The following is a 19,016-nucleotide window of genomic DNA, read 5'->3' on the forward strand; positions in this document are numbered from 1 at the left end:
AGCGGTGGGAGCCGCTGTTGCGGGCTACCTCCACTTTTCCGGCAGAACGCCTTTTGGCCATAGCTATTTCCGCTGAGTAGTGGTATGTTGTGTAGCTATACCAGCACGAAGGGAGTGAGAAAATGAGTAACAAAACGATTGCCGAGTTTTTGGAGCATCATAAACAGTTCAGTCAATTCAGGCCCGCTTCTCGTGAGGAAGCGGGTCTCTTTTATTCAGAGCCAGACCAGGCGCTGGATGAGACGCTGGGTACGGTGGGACATCTCCGCATGGACTTCGGCTCCGGCGGGAAAGGATTTTTCCATACCTGGTGGCCTCATAACGAAGACCAATTCAACACCGGGGAATTTAAGGATGACCTTCAGGAAGTTGTGGATGCCCTTCGTGCCGATGGTCCTCTAAAGGATCTGTCCGCAATGAGCACCTACTGTCATCAGAATGGTGGAGCAATTACGCAGGACGGCCGGAGTTATGGTTACATCGCAGAAACGAAGCATTACCGCTACTGCCTGCGCTGCACCCCGTCCCCCGGCGACTACCAAGGGTATCTCTACTGTTACGACCTGCGGCAGCAGCAGATGGCTCAGCAGAACAAGCCGGTTGGTCGAGTGACATTCGCCAGCGGTGAGCAGATGGAGTATCAGGATGGAGAAACATATCTGACGGCCATTCGGGAAGAATTACCTTATATGGCCACCACCGGATTCCGCTGCGAAACGCTGACGGATGACCCCGCCATCCGCAAGGCTGTGGATGACATTCTGCTGGACTTCGCCGGCGAAGCAAACCCTCGTCGGGAATGCAGCTACGGACTGACAGAAAAGGGCATGAAAGCGTTGCGGGATGCGGCTGACCCGTCGCTTCCGCACAGCTACAGCTGGTTTGTAATTACTGACTGCAATACCCAGGAGGAGCAGTTCCATCGGGATCTGACCTTGTCGGATGCCATTCGGATTTACAGTTCCAGCGACCGGCCTGAAAAGCGCATTGGCGTCACGAAGGATGGCATCGCCACGGTAGACCTTGTTCACACACAGGACGGTGAGCAGAGGTTCTTCGAGGACTATCAGAAGATGAACAGCTTTAAAAATGATCCTGAAATTCTGGAGTCGGTAGACCACCTCCGGCAGGAGCTGGAGCTGCCCAACCAGGGCATGAGTATGGGAGGGATGTAAATGTCAGTACCCAAGGAATGGCTGAACTTCCTGCGGGAGCAGTTTCCGACAGGAACCAGAATCAAGCTCAGAGAGATGAAAGATCCCTATGCCCCGCTGGAACCGGGCAGCATGGGTACTCTGGACTACATCGACGACGATGGCCAGTTCCATATGAAATGGGACAATGGCCGAACTCTGGCGCTGATCATCGGTGAGGACAGTTTCTCTGTGATGCCGCCTGAACCTACCACGCTGAAGTTGTATATGCCCCTGACAGCGGACCTCTACACCCGCAACGAGTATGGTGAGATGGAGGATGACAGCGCCCTGCTGGATGGCAGAATGCTGCGTGGCTACGAGGGGGACATTCTCAGTGCCCTGATCAAAAATCGTATGCCGGAGGAAACTGAGCGCGGCCTGATGCACTGGTACAGCGGAGATGATAGCGTCAACCAGAAAGTCCTGTCCGCTGTGTTCACAGTTGAGGATCGAAACGGGCAGCTCTGGGGCGTGGCTGAATGCCGTGTGGCAGGGACCCTTACCCCGGAGGAACTGTCCAACCTGAAGGAGTACATCTCCGGACAGGCATCGGATGGCTGGGGCGAAGGCTTTGAGCAGCGGGACATCTGCATCGGTGATGACGAACTGTATGTCCATCTGTGGAACTTCGACGATTGGAGTATCCAGACGGAGGAGGAGCGATTCTCTCCCAAACTGTCAGAGGGACTGCCGGAGATGTGCTACTCCACCCTGCCCACTACGGGCCAGCTGATCTGCATCAAGCGAGGTGAAACCGGCTACCACCCCTCGGAGTGGGACACCGGCAACAAGGAGCGGAATGTTGAACTGGCCGACCAGCTCAACGAGCACCTTGGCGTAGATATGTGGCAGCGGCAGGCCATGGAGGTGGGCAGCATGTGCGGCTGGGATGTCCCCGGCGCTGATCCTGCCAAGTACCAGGAAGACTACAACCACCAGATGGGAGGGATGACCCTTGAATAAGGTGTTTTGCGTGGAGCTGTCCGGAGATAAGGATCGTTGCTGTGAGCTGGAACTCCCCGCTGCCTACTACGGCCTTCTGGATGCGCTGGACAAGCTTCAGATGGCCCCCGGCGATAAGCCGAGATGGGAATTTCTTGAACACCATGGGTTTCCGTTTCTCCATGTCCATCTGGCCCATGAATGCGATCTCTACCAGCTCAATGCTCTGGCGACCGTCCTGGGCCAGATGAACGGCAGAGAGAGAACTGCATTCGAAGGACTGTTCAACATGGAGGTGGCCAAGAAATACGGCCCCATCAGCGTTGCCACCATGATCGACCTGGCCTACAGCACAGACTGCTGCCATGTGGTCAACGCCACAACGGATGAGCAGCTGGGCAGATTCTATGCCGAGAATGATTTCATCCCCGCACTTGAAAAAGTCCCCGACTCCATCTTTGAGTATCTGGACTTTGAAATGCTCGGCAGAAAAGCCCGATTTGAGGAGGGTGGCGTCTTTGCCAGCGGCGGATATGTCACACAGCATACCGAACTGGAACAGGTATATGGGACACTGGACCTCATGCCTGCAGCTCCCTCCTATGCCATCCGCCTGTTGGCCGGAAGCTCCCCCATGGGCTCCAACGGTCTGCCGGAAAAGCAAGTATATCTGAACCTCCCCGCAACACAGGAGGAGCTGGAACATGCGCTGGAGGAGTGCGGAGCGGCCTCCTGGCGGGAGATGGTCTTCTGGACGGAGGACGGTGCTGTCCCGGATCTTCTGGAAAGCATGGACTGTGACGATATCCAGGAGCTTAACGAACTGGCAAGGCACCTCAAATACCGGGAAGATAGCGGAGAACTTTCCAAACTGAAGGCGGTCATCCTTGCAACGGACTGCCATGATGTTGTGACTGCCATTCAAATCTCCGAGTGCCTGGATGACTACCTGTTCGAGCCTGACCAGCGAAATCCCGAGGAGGTTGCATCCGAGGAGCTTCGTCTCATTGTGGATGAGCAATCCCTATCTATTCTGAAGAAGCATGTCAGTCTCTACAACTATGGTCTGGATGTCATGGCCGCCAACAATGCTGTGCTGACTCCCTATGGACTGGTACAGCGCAGAGATGGCAACGAGTTGCTCCAAGCCCAGGAACACCCGTCTGAGAGCAACGGAATGAAGATGATGTAGTGAACGCTCAACAGTCTGAACTCTTCGACTTGCTGGATGGCTTTGATATGACCAACTCCCAGCATGACTGGCTGGAGAGGCGATTTGAAAACATGACGGTCAAAGAAAAGCTGCTGTTTCGGGGCGCCCTGCAGATCGAGCATCCCCAGACGACTCTGGATGCGATGCTGATTGCCAATCAGCTGGATCACTACGACCTGTTCTACGGTGCTGGGGACGATGCCCGGCTGGGCAAGTTCATCATGGAGCAGATCCAGCGCCCTGTCTCTCAAGCCCGTGCGTTTCTTGACCCGGAGAAAGTGGGCACAGCCTATCGTCAGAACGGTGGGAACACCTTCTGCGACGGACACTTCATCAAGGTCACCTCTCTGATCGATCCGTTTCTGGATGGCGACCCGACGCTGAATCCCGACAAAGGTGACTACGGTATCCGGGTCAAGCTGGCAAGCCGCTCCAATATGAACGGCGTATGGGTTGGATTCCCGGACACTGGCGAGTATATGGATACTGCACACCCGGACGAACTTCTCCTGGCTCTGGACGCACTGGAGGTCGAATCTTTGACCGAGTGCATCGCCGTGGATGTGGACTGCTGCCTCCCACAGCTGGAGGACATTCTTTCCCAGTACGGCTCTGCAGCGGAACTTGTCCGTCATGCCATCGACTTTGGGTATGCTTGGGCCGAACAGGGGCAGGGCGAGCCGAGGTGGCTGGATAAATGGCAGGCAGTCATGGAACTGGAGGACTGCCATCGTCTGGACTATGCGTTGGATTTGGCACAGAATCTTCACTGCTACAACTTCATGCCGCGGGATATGGAACTGGCTGAATATGGCAAGACCTTGGCAATTCAGGATGGCGTATATCCCAAAGACGAGCTTCTTGCGTCGTGCTTTGACACCGAAGGATATGCAAATCAGAAGATGAAAAACCTTGGCCTGTCGGCAGCAGCGCACGGCTATGTGTCATGGAATGGCACGGATATTGTCTTCGAATATAGCCAACCACCCGACGAACCGACCATGTCCATGTAAAATCCTATCTGCTATGGGAAACGCAAGGAGGTGATCAAGACAAAAAGTAAATAATCAAAAAACAATGGGGCCGTTTTTCCGAGAGGGATAAACGGCCCCCTCCTTTTTATGCCCTTTTCGGAAAAACACCCCGGAAAGGAGGCATCTATGAAGGAAGATCGGCTGGCGGAATTTTTGGAACGGTACCATTCCGGCGAATCGAATGCCGCCACCAGCCGGGAATTGGAGTGCGTCTTCTCCATCAAGGGGATTGAGGTTCGGCAGATGGTCAACCGCCTGCGCCGAAAGAGTATCCCCATTGCAAGCAGCGGAAACGGCTACTACTATGCCGCCACGGAACAGGAGGTGCGGGCGACTATCGCCCACTTGACACGGCGGATCAGTGGGATCGCCGCGGCCATCGCCGGCCTGAATCATTCTCTGGAGCAATTTGATACCGCCCAGACCCGTCTGCCACTGGAAGGCGGTGATGCGGTTGAATAGTTTCATGAGCTGGATCGGCGGGAAAAAAGCCCTCCGAGAACTGATCGTCACCTTATTCCCGCTCTACTACGAGCGATATATCGAGGTCTTTGGCGGAGGAGGTTGGGTGCTGTTCCATAAGCCGCCCGGCAACGATTTCGAAGTGTACAACGATTTCAATAGCCTATTGGTCAATCTTTACCGCTGTGTAAGAGATAAACCGCAGGAGCTGATGGAAGCACTGAAATATGTGCTGAACTCGCGGGAAGACTTCGATGTAGTCCGTACAGCGTTAGCCCGCGACAGTCCCGCTACCGATGTTCAGAAAGCCGCATGGTTCTACGAACTGATTCGGTACAGCTATGCCGCAGGACTGACCAGCTTCGGCAGCCAGCCCCATGACATGTGGGGCAATTTCCCCCTCATCGAACAGGCCCACCGGCGTCTGGCCAAAGTGGTCATTGAAAACAAGGACTTTGAGAAGCTCATCCGGCAGTATGATCGCCCGGTGAGTTTATTCTATCTTGACCCACCCTATCATGCCACGGAGGGCTACTATCAAAACATCGGTGAGGACGGTTTCACAGAGGCGGATCACATTCGTCTGCGAGATGCCCTGATGCGGATTGAAGGCAAGTTTCTGCTTTCCTATAACGACGATGAGTTCATCCGCAGCCTGTACGATCAGCCGGGCATCTACCTGATGGAAACCACACGGCTCAACAACATCAAACAGAGGTACGACAACGGCGCCCAATTCCCTGAGCTGATCATTGCCAATTACGATATGCATGAGCGGCTCCGTGTGACACCGTCCCAGATGACTTTGTTTGATCTGGCAGGAGGTGATGCAATATGGCCGAAGGATTGACCGAACTGGATAAGCTCAAACACGCCGTTCAGTTGATTGAGGAAATCTCAATGGGGCGGCTGGAGGTGTGCCCCGCGCGAACCCAGTGCTTCTGCATCCGCGCCGAGCCGGATTCACACATCGGATTGGACGCCTGTATTCACGCTCGCCCGAGCCAAGAAGGCTATGATGTCACCTTTTATGCCGGCACAATCAACTCGACCGGTAATCTGGACTCCAAGGGTATCAGCAAACTGATGCTGGAATCCCAACAGGCGTATGCACTGTTGACTGCGCTCGAGATTCAGTCATACCATCCAACGCACAAAGACCTGGAAAAATTCCAGGCTTTTCTTTTACACCGTCACCAGCATGACCAAACTATGCAACCCCAAATGTAATCAAGGAGGATCTGTATATGAAGTTCGTTAAGGATACCAATCACAACAATCTGACCATTCCTGCCGCCGCTCTCAAACTCAGCGGCTTTGATGATGGCATTTCCCCCGAGCTCCATGCCATGCCCGGTGCTATCGTTGTCCTGCAGAGCAAGATGACCGCTATGGATATGATCCATACGATGGAGTCTCTCCTGACGCTGCATGATGAACTTCTGGCGCACCTGTGTCTGCAGTGCGGTTTCTGCGATGGCTGTGAGGGTGAATGCCCTGCAGATCTGGACAGTGTGACTGACCCGGTTACCCTGCCTGACAGCGTTCGTGAAGCGGCCGGTATTCCCGAGGGCGCAAAACTGGGCGTCAGTGTGGATGATGAGGAAGGCACGGTTACGATCTACAAGGCAGACTACGACCACGACCTGAGCGATGTGCCCCCGCACATTCTGGAACTTCTGGCTTGCAGCGGTGTCTGCCTGGGCGAACTGGAGGAGTGCCTGCTGGAGGATGTGATCATCTATGGAGATTGATGTATATCTTTATCCTTACTCGGCGACAGAAGCCCGATCACGGAATGAGCTGGCCCTCTGGCGGGCCAGCCACCATGCCAATGTGAACTGCGCCCGCGACATCGAGGAAGGCATACGCACCCACTTCGATGGTGCCCACCTGGACGACTCTTTTCTGCAGCCCCTTGTAACTAAGTGGGGTTATAAGCGTATCAACTTTGTTCTCTCCAATACCCTGCAGGAACTCAGTTACGATGGGCGCTTCAGCCGGAGCAATCAGGAATGGGCGAAGACCACCTACATTCCGCCCGATGGCGATCACAACAGCTCGTTTGTGGTCAAAAGCCATCCAGCGGTATTGGACGGCTTTGTAAACATGATGCGCGAGGCTTACAAAAACCTCGGCCTCTTCGGCCCGCAGCACTGCGAACTCAATTCCTTTGAGAACCTCGACTATGAGGGCAAGGTTTTGGTGCTTTCCCCAGACACCCTCAAGGAAAGCTACTGGTCGCCCGAAAACCAACTCTGGTTCGCTCATGACGGGTTCGGCTGCTCGCCCCACGCCATTGGGCGTTCTATTCGATCCACCTGTCTTGGCGATGGAGAGCAGACACGGTGGAATCGCACCGACTTCATCGGGGTGCTTCGGGAGGAGTTTCTCCCGGATTGGGCCAAAGAAAAGCTGGCCGAGCTACAGCCGGAACAGCCCGATATGGGGGTGATGAAGATGACCTGATGAAAACGAGAAAGGAGGAATGCCGCCGTGAGCATTCAGATGAAGAACGGATGCCTGGTCTACTACGGGAACCTGATTGGATATCAGGCAAAAAACCAGACCGAAATCACTGTTGATCCGCAATTCCGTCGTGGGGAGCTGGAGTCTTGGCTGGCCCGGCGCGGTTTTGTTCCTCGCTGGGAAGAAGGCGTCTATGAGCGCCTGTCCAACGAGGGCTTCCATGCCAGCGACAGTTCACCGGAGCTGCAGTCCTGCCGGATATGGCAGCTCAAGCCTGGTACTCCGATTCAGATGCGCTTCATCGGTCTTGACACCATGGTGCAGAAGTATGACGGTCCAACGCCTGAGCAGTACCATGTGGTCTATGATGGCCAGATCCAGGACAACGACCTGGAAAAACTCTGGAACAAATTCAGCCGCACCCCTCTGGGGCCAGACGGCCAGCCACTGGCCATTTCCGATGTAGTGGAGCTGTACAGCGTATCTGGCAGCTCTTTTTTTTACATCGACCGCTATGGGTTCAAACCCATCGATTTCACGGATCAACCCACTCAGGATCAGACAATGAGCATGACCCTATAACTTTAGAGAAGGAGGAATCATTCCATGGCAGATAAATCCCCGAAAGCCACACCCCAGTCCGAAACTCCCCAGCAGCAGACGCTCCCCATGCAGTATGATGTCCGAATCCACTCCCTCCGCCTTGATGGCAACTGCCGCGCCCACGCCTCCGTGAACATCAACGGTTGCTTTGCCATTCGCGGTGTGAAGGTGATGGAGAGCAGCAAGGGCCTGTTCGTCTCCATGCCCAGTTACCGCGCCGGCAACGGTGAGTACAAGGATATCTGTTTCCCCGTCACCAAGGAGGCCCGTCAGGAGTTCGACAACGCTGTCCTCAACGCCTATCAGCAGGCGCTCTCCCAGAGCCAGCAGACCAGGAGGGCGGCTCCGGACCCTACGATCCGGCAGGCTCCGGGGCCTGAAATGTCGATGTGACCTGCCGCATCTCCGCAGAACAGGCCTGAACAATCCAGTCACTACAATCTTTTTTCAAAATATAAGGAGGAAATGAACCTATGAAGAAGCTGTATAACAAGATGATCAACACCATGAGCTCCGTTTCCCGCAAAGCCATCGGCACTGTCAACACCATGGCGCTCTCCGCCCGTGCCGCCCTGAGCAACACCCGCGGCGAGGGCTATATCGACACTGCTGTGAAGATCCTGATCGCTGTCGTGCTGGGCGCCCTGCTGCTGGCCGGTCTGTACACCCTGTTCGGCGACACCGTGCTGCCCACTGTGACCCAGCGCGTGGAAGACATGTTCAACTATGCTGGCTGATGCCGCTTTTCAGACCGCATGGTTCTTCTGCGCCCTTGCACTGGCATCCGTTTCTGATTTGCGAAGTCACCACATTCCCAATTCTATTTGTATCCTGACTGCCGCGGCGGGGCTGATTGCAATCAGCCCCGCCCGTTTTATCGGTCAGATCCTTGGTTCAGTAGTCGCTCTTCCGTTTCTTGGAATGGCAATATTGTTTCGGGATCGAATGGGCGGGGGTGATATTAAATTCATAGCCGCCGTTGGTTTCGCAATCGGATTGTTTCCAACTTTATGGGGCGTCATTCTTGGTATGTTGGTGGCTATCTCCTATGCTGTCGTGCGGGCATCTATTGAGAAACACTGTGCAGCCACACCAACCCCCATCGACCAAATAGCCATCCCCTTGGCACCGTTTCTATCCATTGGCTTTGCCACATTCTATATTTTGGAGGTTTTGACATGAAAAAATTTCGTGTAGAGAAAAAGACTGTCTTTAAATGCATCGGCATTCTGGCCCCCCTGACCGCTGCTGCCATCATCGTTCCCAAGACAATCCGCCGCAAGAAGACGGTTCGCGTGTAAGAGCCGCCATTTTCAGTCCAAAAGGAGGTTATGCCCTGTATGAGCTTTCTGAGAAATCGCACCGTGATAGGTGTGTTCTGTATTCTACTCTCTGTCCTCATCTGCTTCGGCCTGACTCCGCTCTTTAATAGGGCGGTATCCCAGAAGGTCGAAATCGTTCGGGTTACCCAGCCGATCCGGGCCGGCGAGCAGATTACTGACGATATGATCCAGCTGGTGGAAGTCGGCGGATACAATATGCCCGATAATGTCCTGCATGAAAAGGACAACGCCATTGGCAAATACGCTACGGCAGATCTGGCAGTGGGCGATTACATCATCAATACCAAACTCTCTGATGTACCGGCGGCGGACAACGCCTACCTTTATGACCTCGACGGGAGTCAGCAGGCCATCTCCGTCACGATCCGTTCCTTTGCCAATGGTCTGTCTGGCAAGCTGCAGAGTGGCGATATCGTCTCCGTGGTTGCCCCCGACTACAAACAGCAGGGCCAGACCGTCATACCGCCTGAGCTTCAGTATGTGGAAGTGATCAGCGTGACAGCTTCCACCGGGTATGATGCTAATACTGGAGAAACTCAGACCGACGAGGAAGATGGAAAAGAGCTGCCCAGTACTGTCACACTGCTGGTCACACCCGAACAAAGTAAGGTGTTGGCCGAGCTGGAGGAGGAAGGTACGATCCACCTGACCCTGGTCTACCGCGGAAGCAAGGAGAATGCTGAAAAGTTCCTCACTGCACAGGATGATGTCCTGCTGGAGCTCTATCCCCCCGAGCCTGATCCCGAGGAAACGCCCCAGAAAGAAGCCACACGGGAGGAGGCTGTCTCGGAGGCCAGCGATTCTGAAGGAACGGAGGCCGAAACTCCCACGGAGTCTGAGGAGGTGGCCTGATGCTGAACTTCAAAAAAGGTAGCATCTTTTCCCGCTCGGCGGAGAACGAGGATGCTTACGAGGAGTATGAGCAGGAGGACCAGGGTGGTGTACTGGCTGTGTGGGGCAGCCCCGGCAGCGGCAAAACCACCGTCGCCGCACGAATCGCAAAGCACCTTGCCAGCAAGCATAAAAACACGATTCTTCTCCTCTGCGACATGTCTGCCCCCATGCTGCCCTGCATCTGCCCGCCCAGGGATCTTGAGAACAAGGGTTCCCTGGGCAGCGTATTGGCAGCCGCTCATGTATCCGACAGTTTGATCAAAAACAATCTTGCCACCCATAAACGGCTGGGGTATCTCTCCATTCTGGGACTGCTCAAAGGCGAGTCGGAGTACACCTATCCGCCCTACAGTGATGTGCAGGCCCGAGAGCTAATCGACGGTCTGCGGAATATTGCTCCTTATGTGGTGATCGATTGCGGGAGCTATATCGCCAACGACATTCTCTCCGCTGTTGCCCTGATGGAATCGGATGCTGTTCTGCGTCTTGCCAACGCCGATCTGAAATCTATCAGCTATCTATCCAGCCAGCTCCCTCTCCTGAAGGACGCGGGCTGGGATCTGGAAAAGCAGTACAAGACTGCCAGTAATGTTAAACCCCAGCAGGCCGGTGATCACATGGCTAAGGCATTGGGTACAGTGGCCTTTACACTGCCACATTCTGCCGAGGTAGAGTCTCTGTATCTGGCTGGAGATCTGCTGGGTGAACTCTCCATGAAGGACAGCCGCATCTTCCGCAAAGAAATCGAAAAGGTTTCCAAGGAGGTGTTTGGGTGTTAGGAGAAAAGCGAAACCCATCCCTTTTCGGTTGCCAGCCTGCTCAGGAGGAGAAGCCGATCAGGCACATCACCTTAGATCGGGACGGAGAGAAAAAAGACATCCCTCTATATTTCGGCCCGGACTGGCCTGTGATTGACAGCGCCGGTAATGCCATACTGGATGGTGTCCCCATTCCTGACGAGGCAGAGACAATCGCAGAGGAAACACTATCTTCTGGGCCTGCACCGCAGGATGCCTCCACTGGCGATGCGGACTTCACTCCGCCTGACCTGGATATGTCGTATCCAGATAATCCTCCCCGCAGAACGCTGGCCAGCAATGCCGCCGTGGGTAATCGCACTCACGCTCTCTTCTTTGCACCGGATGGCGACAGCCGAGACTTTAACAGTGTGCTCAAGGAAGTGCAGGAGTATATCTCCGGCAAATATTCCTCTCTGATCACCGATGGAGGGGATGAGGACGCAAAAATCCAGATCAAGCGGTACATCACCAAGTATGTGCAGGACCGCCGCATTGCGGTCAAGGGCTACACCGCCGATGGGCTGGTAGATGCACTCTACACAGAAATGGCTGAATTTGGCCTTCTGACCAAGTACATCTTCGGTACCGGTATTGAGGAGATCAACATCAACTCCTGGCGGGATATTGAGGTGCTGTACTCCAACGGGCAGATGGTCAAACTGGATGAGCACTTTGACAGTCCCAGTCACGCCATCAATGTAATCCGCCGTATGCTTCATGTGTCCGGCATGGTGTTGGACAACGCCAGTCCTGCTGTCCTGGGCCACCTCAGCAAGAACATCCGAATCGCCGTCCTCAAGACTCCGCTGGTGGATGAAGATGTGGGTGTCACCGCCTCCATTCGAATCGTCAACCCGCAGAATATGCAAAAGGATGACTTTGTCCGAGGTGGAACCGCCACTGGGGATATGCTGGACTTCCTGTCCGCCTGCCTGCGGTACGGTGTTTCCGTTTGTGTGGCCGGTGCTACCGGTTCCGGCAAGACCACAGTGGCAGGATGGCTACTGACCACAATTCCCGACAACAAGCGTGTGTTCACCATTGAAAATGGCTCCCGTGAGCTGGATCTGGTTCGTGAGAAAGATGGAAAGGTCTGCAACAGTGTCATCCATACCATCACCCGCGAGTCCGAGAATGCCAAACAGAACATCGATCAGGATATGCTGTTGGATATGGCACTGCGCTATCACCCCGACATCATCTGTGTGGGCGAGATGCGATCCGCTGAGGCGTATGCTGCGCAGGAGGCTGCCCGCACCGGCCACGGTGTGCTCACAACTATCCATTCTAACTCTTCTCAGGCCACCTGGCGGCGCATGGTCACACTGTGTAAGCGTAAACATGAAATGTCCGATGATACCCTCATGGATCTGGTAACCGAAGCGTTCCCTGTGGTGGCCTTTGCCAAGCAGCTGGAGGACAAGAGCCGTAAGATCATGGAGATCATGGAATGTGTCATCCAGCCGGATGGCTCCCGCCAGTATAACACCCTCTATCATTTTGCAATTGAGGACAACCGGCTGGAAGATGGCAAGTATTACATCGACGGACACCATGAGCCGGTCCATCCGATCTCCGCCAATCTGCAGAAACATTTCATCGATAACGGAATGCCTCAACAGGAGCTGGATAGGCTTCTGGCGGGATTCCACCAAAAACAAGGAGGTGAACCCGTGTGACGACCATACAGCTTATGGCTTGCATCGGCATGGCGGTCGGCTTCTTTGTGCTGCTGGGCATCACTCCCTCGGATTTTACCGAGGGGATATTCCGGCACATCACCAGCAAGCCTAAAAGCATCCGGGACGAGATCAACGAGTCCACGCAGCGTAAGAAAAAATTCATTCTACGCCGAGAAATCGAGGAAACCCAAAATATTCTGCGCATGACAGGCCGGGAGGCGAAGTTCCCAGCCATCTGTGCGATGTCTCTGTTGCTGTTTCTGGTAGGAGCCTCATTTGCTTTCTTGCTGGGGAACTTCTTTCTCGTTCCCGTCCTGGCAGTTGGTATGATGTTTGTCCCATTCTGGTACATCAAATTGACTGCAGCCTATTTCAAGAAGGTAATCTCTGCAGAGTTGGAAACGGCACTGTCTATCATCACCACATCCTATCTTCGCAATGAGGATATCCAGACTGCTGTCGAGGAAAATTTGGAATACCTCAATCCGCCCGTCAAGAGCGCCTTTGCAGAATTCCTGACAAGGATCAAGCTCGTTGACCCAGATGTGGACGCCGCTCTACGGGATCTCAGCACCAAGATCGACAATACAGTCTTCCGAGAGTGGGTGGCCGCACTGTTAACCTGCCGCTATGACCGCGGCATGAAAACCACCCTGACACCCATCGTTGCTAAACTGAGCGATATGCGAATCGTCAATGGTGAACTGGAAAACATGGTGTTCGAACCCCGCAAAGAGTTTATCGTCATGCAGATCCTCGTCCTCGGCAATATCCCACTGCTGTATTTTCTCAATCAGGAGTGGTACGACATTCTGATGCACACACCGATGGGACAGGTCATCCTGGCTGTCTGTGCGGCTGTTCTATTTGTAAGCACAGCGGCGGTCATCAAGCTGACTCAACCCATCGAATATAAGAGGTGACGCTATGGAGTTATTACTGATTTTGTGCGGAGTATTCCTGGCGCTTGGCCTCTTCTTCATTGCGGCAGATTTCTTCAAACTGCCTCGTCTCGCAACCCAGAAGGCGTTACTCTCCGCCGGTCGTCAGGAAAAAAAGCAGGCTCGCACCACAGATGTGCTTCTCATGGGGTGGGCAGTCAAGCTGGCACCCCATATCCACATGGATGAATATAAGCACAGTCGTTTGAAGAACACACTGAATGCTGCGGGCCTCGGCATGACGCCGGAGGAATATGTCGCCTTCGCTATTGTAAAAGCTGCGGCAGTGACGCTTGGTGTGATCCCGTGTCTGTTTCTGTTTCCTCTGCTGGCACTGGTTGTGATCCTTCTGGCCGTGATGGTCTATTTTAAGGAGATCCGCCGGGCAGATGAAAAGCTGACCGGAAAGCGGGATGAGATCGAGTCCGAACTGCCTCGCTTTGTGGCTACGGTTACCCAGGAACTTGCCAACAGCCGTGATGTGTTGAGCATGGTGGAGCATTACAAGCAGAACGCTGGAGCTACCTTCGCCGCTGAACTGGACATTCTCACCGCAGACATGCGATCTGGCTCCTATGAGGCGGCGCTGACCCGCTTTGAGGCCCGCTTCAATTCGCCGCTTCTTTCCGATGTGGTTCGCGGCCTGATCGGTGTGCTACGAGGCGACGATGGCATTCACTACTTCCAGATGCTCGCTCACGATATGAAACAGCTGGAACTCCAACGGTTAAAGGCGAAGGCTATGAAAATCCCGCCCAAGATCCGCGTCTTTTCCTTCATCCTGCTCATGTGTTTCCTGGTGACCTATCTGGCCATCATCATCTTCCAGATTCTGAACTCGCTCAGCGGAATGTTCTAAGAAGGGAGGAACCCAATGGACTATAAGAAAGAACTGAAGAAAAAAATCAGCGCCGACTATGAGCGGCGGGTCAAACAGTGGATGGCCTCTGACCCGGCAGAGCTGATGGATGCCGCGGAGGAAATTGCGGCCGCAAGGATGATCCATGACAACATCGACGATGCCATTACTGACGAGGACGCAAGGTTCCTGCTCGACCTGGATGATCCGCTTGGGTATGTTACCGACCGGTGGATCTCTGAAAACGGCGCCGATACCTCCCACAAGGAGGAACTTCTGCATTGTGTCTGGACGCTCCAGCAAGAACTTGGTGACACATCCGCTCCCGCAACTGTACGGGATTTTTTGATCGATCACAAGAGCGGAGTATTCTCTTTGATGACACCTTGCGGCTTCGTTTCCCTGACGGAAGCACAGGCAGAAAGTCTGTTGAAGGGACATGGCACATCTTCTCACCCTGGTGTGTCGGGCGTTTCTATGGATGTTTCCGCTGAGGAGCTCCTTTCCCAGACGGTCAAATCGGCCAACCGACAGAATGGGGTGTGGTATCTTCTGACGGAATTTCCTGGCCAGGAGCAGTGTGCTCCGGAAATGGAGGTGAACATGTGCTGAAACGAGTCTTGCGCTCCCAACGCGGCGAGGGATACATTGATGTCTGTGTTCTGGTGGTGTGTGCCATGCTGGTCATCGCTCTGGCCGTTAAGATCATGCCTGTCTATATCGCCAAACAGCAGCTCGATACCTTTGCCACAGAGCTTGTGCGTGAGGCAGAGCTTTATGGCCGCGTAGGAACCGAAACCACCCGTCGAGCTCAGTCATTGCGGGAGCAGACAGGTCTGGACCCGGACATCAGTTGGAGCAGCACAGGCCGCATCCAGCTAAATCAGGAAGTCACGGTTGTCCTGACCTATGAAACAAACCTTGGCCTGTTTGCTGGCTTCGGCAGTTTTCCAATCACTCTCCGCTCCGAGGCAACGGGGAAAAGTGAGGTGTACTGGAAATGAATCGACTCAAGCAAGTTCTTAGGGATCGTCGCGGAGTATCTTTCCCTCTGATCATTGCTGTCACACTTTCCCTCGTGATCCTTCTATGCGGCGTCAGCGAATATCTCCGTCTGCTGATCGTGGCGCAAGGGGTTCGGGATGCCATTCAGGAGGCGGTCATCTCAACTGTTAACGACAATTACGACGACGTGTACCACGGGATACGTGAAGGCTACTCCGGTGCTTATCAGCCCTCTGCTGGAGAGTTCGAGGAGTCATTGGACTATGGTGACATCTATGGTCGGTTGGATGCACTTTTGAACCTGACCAATCAGGGCGACTACCATGTGCAATACACAGAGGACGGCAAAATGGAATTCCGCGTTTGGGATCTGAATGTCGATCTACACAACGCATCCTTTGCATCGGCTGACAGTGCTGACAACCGGCTGGTGGCAGACTGCGAGATTGAACTGGAGGTTCCGGTTTCCTTTGGGGGGAGGCTTTTGCCCCCCATGCGGATGACGGTAAAGGTAAGTGCCGGGTACACCCCTCGCTTTTGACCGAGTTATCAAAAATGTTTCTTTTGAAACCACCGCAATTATAGACTTCAGCACTTACTTGTGGTAGGGTTCGAGTTGACAAGAGGCGTGCGGTATAGGAGAATAGCATCAAGATTTATTGGCGATCAGCCGCTACGCCAAACCAATATCATGGTCGGTCTAAAAACCGACCCACAGAAAAGGAGGATACCCCATGAAAGACAGCTCGAAAAAGTGGCTGACCGTCGCTGGCGGCCTCGTGATCTGTGCGATCCTGGTGTTCGTGATCGCTCAACAGTTCACCAAAGACAAGTCCACAGATGATCTGCCTCCCGCCAGCAGCTCCCAGCAAGGCGAAGTCATGGTCGACCCTGGCAGCAGCAATCCGTCCACTGATCCTGACGCTCCTTCTGCCACCAGCGAGGACGGCCTCACGGTCAATCCACAGACTCCATCCAATGATCCCAGCTCAAATGCTGGGAGCGGTGCGGTCTCCAGCGGTACGGAGCAGACCATTCAGGCTGACCCAGTGCTGCCGGATACACCCGACGATGATGTGCTGACCGACCCCAGCCAAAAGCCCGATGGAACGCCGGTCGAGGGAACGCCAACCCCTGAAGATCACGATACCTATCAGCCCCCCGAGCAACCCTCTACCAATACTGGAGGCGGCTTGCCCGGATTTAGCAATGTCCCCAATGCAGGGGCAAATCAGGGAACAGAAGCCGGGGACATGTATGAAAACGGCAACAAGATCGGCATAATGGACTAAATACTACGCTCAAAAAGCACAGCTGAACGCTGTGCTTTTTTCGTTTCCTTGAGGAGGTGTGTTTTTGAGACGAATTTTGAGCATGATTGTTTTGGTTGCACTTCTTGTTTGCATTGCCATTCCGGTAACGGTCTATGCAACAGGTGAAGGCAACATCGATGGTGGCGGCGGTTCTATGGGCAACGCAACAAGTCACGGAAGCTGGAATCCAGGCAATGAAGGCGTAAGAGTTACCGTTGTCAGAGCCAGTAACCATGCTGTCGTAACAACCCCCATTGACCTGACAAACAAAACTCCGTCCGCCTCGATTTATCACTTTGGAAAAGTCAGCAAAATCCAATATAACAACGGTGCTGGCCTGTCGCCAGTACAGGGCGGATACTCCTATATTCAGCCCGCTCAGTCCATTCCGAGAATCATCAGTACAAGCGGCAGCAACAATATCGAGGCAATCAAAAGCTATTTTACGGATGAGCAGGTCATCCGCGCGATTGCCAATTACAGTGGCATGGATTTTGACACCCTAATCAATGGTGAGTATAAGCTCCTGTTGGAACCAATCGCTTATTACACTTATGAGGGTGTCATGATTGCGACCACTGCGACCGAGGCAGCCATGTATGATGAAGTAGTGAGTGGGCATCTACGAACATGGATGGGGAGCTTGACGCACAAAAACCTGCCGCTTTCAATGTTTTTAGAAACGCCGGACCTGGGCTACCCCGCGTGGTCTGGTTCCACAACTCAGCATGCGACCAATTCCGCCATCAAATCTTCACTGGGGCTTGGCATTGTGAGGTTCGAGGAACAGCCCGAGGAGCCGGTCATCACCACTCACGACTATGAATACCGAACCAACACCGAGGTAATCACATCGGTGGAGATCAGCGGCGGGCAGAGCGACCCAGACAATCCCGTCACCGTGAGGTTCAATATTCTCGGAACGACCTACACAGTCAGCAATGTCTATTACCCGGACGGGGATTCCCAGCTGGCATGGGTACGGTGGACAACGCCTGATACGCCGCAGGATGTGACCATTACAGTAAGCGTATCAGGTCCGGGCTCCGCCCAGGCCACCATCCAATGCAAGATCGTTGACCTTGATGAAAACCCACCACCCAACCCTGTAGCAGATGACCGTAACGACTCCTTCTCACCATCCTCAATACCATCCAGAGAAGAAAAAACATCGGCGCAGTGGAGCATCTGGCGCCCGTGGTGGTATGCGTACTGGGTGTGGCACAGCACCGGTGAGAATAGCGGATACTGGTGTGATCACGGATGGTGGGAATTTGACCTGGACCGCTATAACGCCAGTTTGAGCGCCTCCATGACCATTACCCCCGATGCCATGAATCCCACTGCCAGCGGAAGCACAATGAAATCTGGATATGGCATCAATGAGGTAGTCACCGCCAGAGTCAGCAGCTCCCAACGCTCGGCCACCACTGCTCTGCAGAACGCAGTCAGCTATTTCCCGGAATTCAACTATGATTCGTTCTGGCGGCTGCTGGATCGCATCTCAATCAGCTCATCCTCCTCCCGCCTGGAATTCCAGACAAACGAGTACAGCACCTACAACCGGCGCACTCATTTCACACCCGTCTGGTATCCGGACGGCGCTTATGCCGTCAACACATGGGTGATCGACTGCTGGACACCGGTCGGGATGCTCTCTGTCAATCTCAGCGACACACTCACAATCAGTGGGAACCTCTGGGATGACTGGCATATAGCGCCGATGCGCTGACAAGAGGTACTGCCATGGGATATATCCGAGTAACCAGTAAACCAGAGGAACTGTACCACTACACAAGGCAGGAGAATCTCGACTCCATTCTGAGGGAAGGTCGCATCAGGCATATGGGTGATACCGAGTGCTGGTTCTGCACCTCGCTGGAAGATACGCTGGAACTCATGCGGGCCACCGTTATGGTCGAGGGAAAGCCCTATGTGAAACTTGGCGGGAGCATTGGCAGATACCCTAAATTCCAGCCGGAGGACTATGTGATCCTTCGGCTGAAGCCGCGCTATCAGAACGGCGAATGGGTCCGCTGGATGCAGGAAATACCCCCTGGCGCATCGCCGGAGCTGTTGAAGGCCGCTGAAGATTTCAGCAATCTCAAGCTGGGGTTCCGAGGCGATCTCAAGTTCTGTCCCGATCCAGAAATCATTGAAGTCAAATCCTTGATTGAATCAGAGGAAATTCGAAGCACCAATCTTTTCATTTCAATGTGAAATGGATCTGTCATTGGACACTGACTTTATACGTCAAGGA

Annotated in this window: 25 protein-coding genes; all 25 read left to right on the forward strand. The window is 54.0% G+C overall.

Going from position 1 to position 19,016, the window contains the following annotated elements; genetic code table 11:
* Window positions 1-122: 122 nt before the first annotated feature.
* The 25 genes from ACESSO_RS09625 (at window position 123) to ACESSO_RS09745 (ending at window position 18,976) form a co-directional block, all read left to right on the forward strand.
* Window positions 123-1,175, forward strand: coding sequence for a hypothetical protein (locus ACESSO_RS09625; protein WP_373164895.1), 1,053 nt, complete (start codon window positions 123-125; stop codon window positions 1,173-1,175).
* A complete protein-coding gene (locus ACESSO_RS09630; protein WP_373164897.1) occupies window positions 1,176-2,159 on the forward strand; it encodes a DUF4314 domain-containing protein in 984 nt (327 codons plus the stop codon).
* Between the two features lies 1 nt (window position 2,160).
* On the forward strand, window positions 2,161-3,330 hold the full coding sequence (locus ACESSO_RS09635) for an antirestriction protein ArdA (RefSeq protein WP_373165094.1): 1,170 nt from the start codon (window positions 2,161-2,163) through the stop codon (window positions 3,328-3,330).
* Window positions 3,330-4,364, forward strand: a complete 1,035-nt coding sequence (locus tag ACESSO_RS09640) for a hypothetical protein (RefSeq protein WP_373164899.1) — start codon at window positions 3,330-3,332, stop codon at window positions 4,362-4,364. The genes ACESSO_RS09635 and ACESSO_RS09640 overlap by 1 nt, the downstream gene beginning before the upstream one ends.
* 147 nt (window positions 4,365-4,511) lie before the next feature.
* Entirely contained in the window at window positions 4,512-4,847 is a 336-nt protein-coding gene (locus tag ACESSO_RS09645) for a hypothetical protein (protein WP_373164901.1), read from the forward strand.
* A gap of 4 nt (window positions 4,848-4,851) precedes the next feature.
* Window positions 4,852-5,697, forward strand: a complete 846-nt coding sequence (locus tag ACESSO_RS09650; RefSeq protein WP_191543153.1) for a DNA adenine methylase — start codon at window positions 4,852-4,854, stop codon at window positions 5,695-5,697.
* Window positions 5,682-6,077: a hypothetical protein gene (locus ACESSO_RS09655; RefSeq protein ID WP_373164903.1), complete on the forward strand. Its 396-nt coding sequence runs from the start codon at window positions 5,682-5,684 to the stop codon at window positions 6,075-6,077. Before ACESSO_RS09650 ends, ACESSO_RS09655 begins: the two co-directional genes overlap by 16 nt.
* Window positions 6,078-6,094: 17 nt before the next feature.
* A complete protein-coding gene (locus tag ACESSO_RS09660) occupies window positions 6,095-6,601 on the forward strand; it encodes an AbrB/MazE/SpoVT family DNA-binding domain-containing protein (RefSeq protein WP_191543147.1) in 507 nt (168 codons plus the stop codon).
* Window positions 6,591-7,316, forward strand: a complete 726-nt coding sequence (locus ACESSO_RS09665; protein ID WP_191543148.1) for a DUF3849 domain-containing protein — start codon at window positions 6,591-6,593, stop codon at window positions 7,314-7,316. The genes ACESSO_RS09660 and ACESSO_RS09665 overlap by 11 nt, the downstream gene beginning before the upstream one ends.
* A gap of 27 nt (window positions 7,317-7,343) precedes the next feature.
* Window positions 7,344-7,898: a YodL domain-containing protein gene (locus tag ACESSO_RS09670; RefSeq protein WP_373164906.1), complete on the forward strand. Its 555-nt coding sequence runs from the start codon at window positions 7,344-7,346 to the stop codon at window positions 7,896-7,898.
* Between the two features lie 24 nt (window positions 7,899-7,922).
* Entirely contained in the window at window positions 7,923-8,312 is a 390-nt protein-coding gene (locus tag ACESSO_RS09675; protein ID WP_191543150.1) for a SpoVG family protein, read from the forward strand.
* 80 nt (window positions 8,313-8,392) lie between these two features.
* A complete protein-coding gene (locus ACESSO_RS09680; RefSeq protein ID WP_191543151.1) occupies window positions 8,393-8,656 on the forward strand; it encodes a DUF6133 family protein in 264 nt (87 codons plus the stop codon).
* A complete protein-coding gene (locus tag ACESSO_RS09685; RefSeq protein ID WP_373164908.1) occupies window positions 8,646-9,101 on the forward strand; it encodes a prepilin peptidase in 456 nt (151 codons plus the stop codon). Before ACESSO_RS09680 ends, ACESSO_RS09685 begins: the two co-directional genes overlap by 11 nt.
* A complete protein-coding gene (locus tag ACESSO_RS09690) occupies window positions 9,098-9,220 on the forward strand; it encodes a hypothetical protein (protein WP_373164910.1) in 123 nt (40 codons plus the stop codon). Before ACESSO_RS09685 ends, ACESSO_RS09690 begins: the two co-directional genes overlap by 4 nt.
* Window positions 9,221-9,259: 39 nt before the next feature.
* Window positions 9,260-10,114 carry a Flp pilus assembly protein CpaB gene (cpaB, locus tag ACESSO_RS09695; RefSeq protein WP_373164912.1) on the forward strand — a complete coding sequence of 285 codons (855 nt, stop codon included), beginning with the start codon at window positions 9,260-9,262 and terminating at the stop codon, window positions 10,112-10,114.
* Window positions 10,114-10,935: a ParA family protein gene (locus tag ACESSO_RS09700; protein WP_373164914.1), complete on the forward strand. Its 822-nt coding sequence runs from the start codon at window positions 10,114-10,116 to the stop codon at window positions 10,933-10,935. Before cpaB ends, ACESSO_RS09700 begins: the two co-directional genes overlap by 1 nt.
* Window positions 10,936-11,210: 275 nt before the next feature.
* Window positions 11,211-12,635, forward strand: coding sequence for an ATPase, T2SS/T4P/T4SS family (locus ACESSO_RS09705; protein WP_373165095.1), 1,425 nt, complete (start codon window positions 11,211-11,213; stop codon window positions 12,633-12,635).
* The gene (locus ACESSO_RS09710; RefSeq protein ID WP_373164916.1) at window positions 12,632-13,561 is read left to right on the forward strand and encodes a type II secretion system F family protein; all 930 of its coding nucleotides are present in this window, start codon (window positions 12,632-12,634) and stop codon (window positions 13,559-13,561) included. Before ACESSO_RS09705 ends, ACESSO_RS09710 begins: the two co-directional genes overlap by 4 nt.
* A gap of 4 nt (window positions 13,562-13,565) precedes the next feature.
* Complete coding sequence (locus ACESSO_RS09715) at window positions 13,566-14,438, forward strand: secretion protein F (protein WP_373164918.1); 873 nt, start codon at window positions 13,566-13,568, stop codon at window positions 14,436-14,438.
* Between the two features lie 15 nt (window positions 14,439-14,453).
* Window positions 14,454-15,050 (forward strand): hypothetical protein, encoded by a 597-nt coding sequence (locus tag ACESSO_RS09720; protein WP_373164920.1) that lies wholly within the window; start codon window positions 14,454-14,456, stop codon window positions 15,048-15,050.
* Complete coding sequence (locus tag ACESSO_RS09725) at window positions 15,047-15,442, forward strand: DUF4320 family protein (protein ID WP_373165097.1); 396 nt, start codon at window positions 15,047-15,049, stop codon at window positions 15,440-15,442. The genes ACESSO_RS09720 and ACESSO_RS09725 overlap by 4 nt, the downstream gene beginning before the upstream one ends.
* Window positions 15,439-15,984 carry a hypothetical protein gene (locus ACESSO_RS09730; RefSeq protein WP_373164922.1) on the forward strand — a complete coding sequence of 182 codons (546 nt, stop codon included), beginning with the start codon at window positions 15,439-15,441 and terminating at the stop codon, window positions 15,982-15,984. Before ACESSO_RS09725 ends, ACESSO_RS09730 begins: the two co-directional genes overlap by 4 nt.
* A gap of 193 nt (window positions 15,985-16,177) precedes the next feature.
* On the forward strand, window positions 16,178-16,735 hold the full coding sequence (locus ACESSO_RS09735) for a DUF6550 family protein (protein WP_373164924.1): 558 nt from the start codon (window positions 16,178-16,180) through the stop codon (window positions 16,733-16,735).
* A gap of 82 nt (window positions 16,736-16,817) precedes the next feature.
* Window positions 16,818-18,488, forward strand: coding sequence for a hypothetical protein (locus ACESSO_RS09740; protein ID WP_373165098.1), 1,671 nt, complete (start codon window positions 16,818-16,820; stop codon window positions 18,486-18,488).
* Between the two features lie 14 nt (window positions 18,489-18,502).
* Window positions 18,503-18,976, forward strand: a complete 474-nt coding sequence (locus ACESSO_RS09745) for a hypothetical protein (RefSeq protein ID WP_373164926.1) — start codon at window positions 18,503-18,505, stop codon at window positions 18,974-18,976.
* The last annotated feature ends 40 nt before the right edge of the window (window positions 18,977-19,016 follow it).

Source organism: Agathobaculum sp. Marseille-P7918 (assembly GCF_964248325.1).
Taxonomy (GTDB): Bacteria; Bacillota; Clostridia; order Oscillospirales; family Butyricicoccaceae; genus Agathobaculum.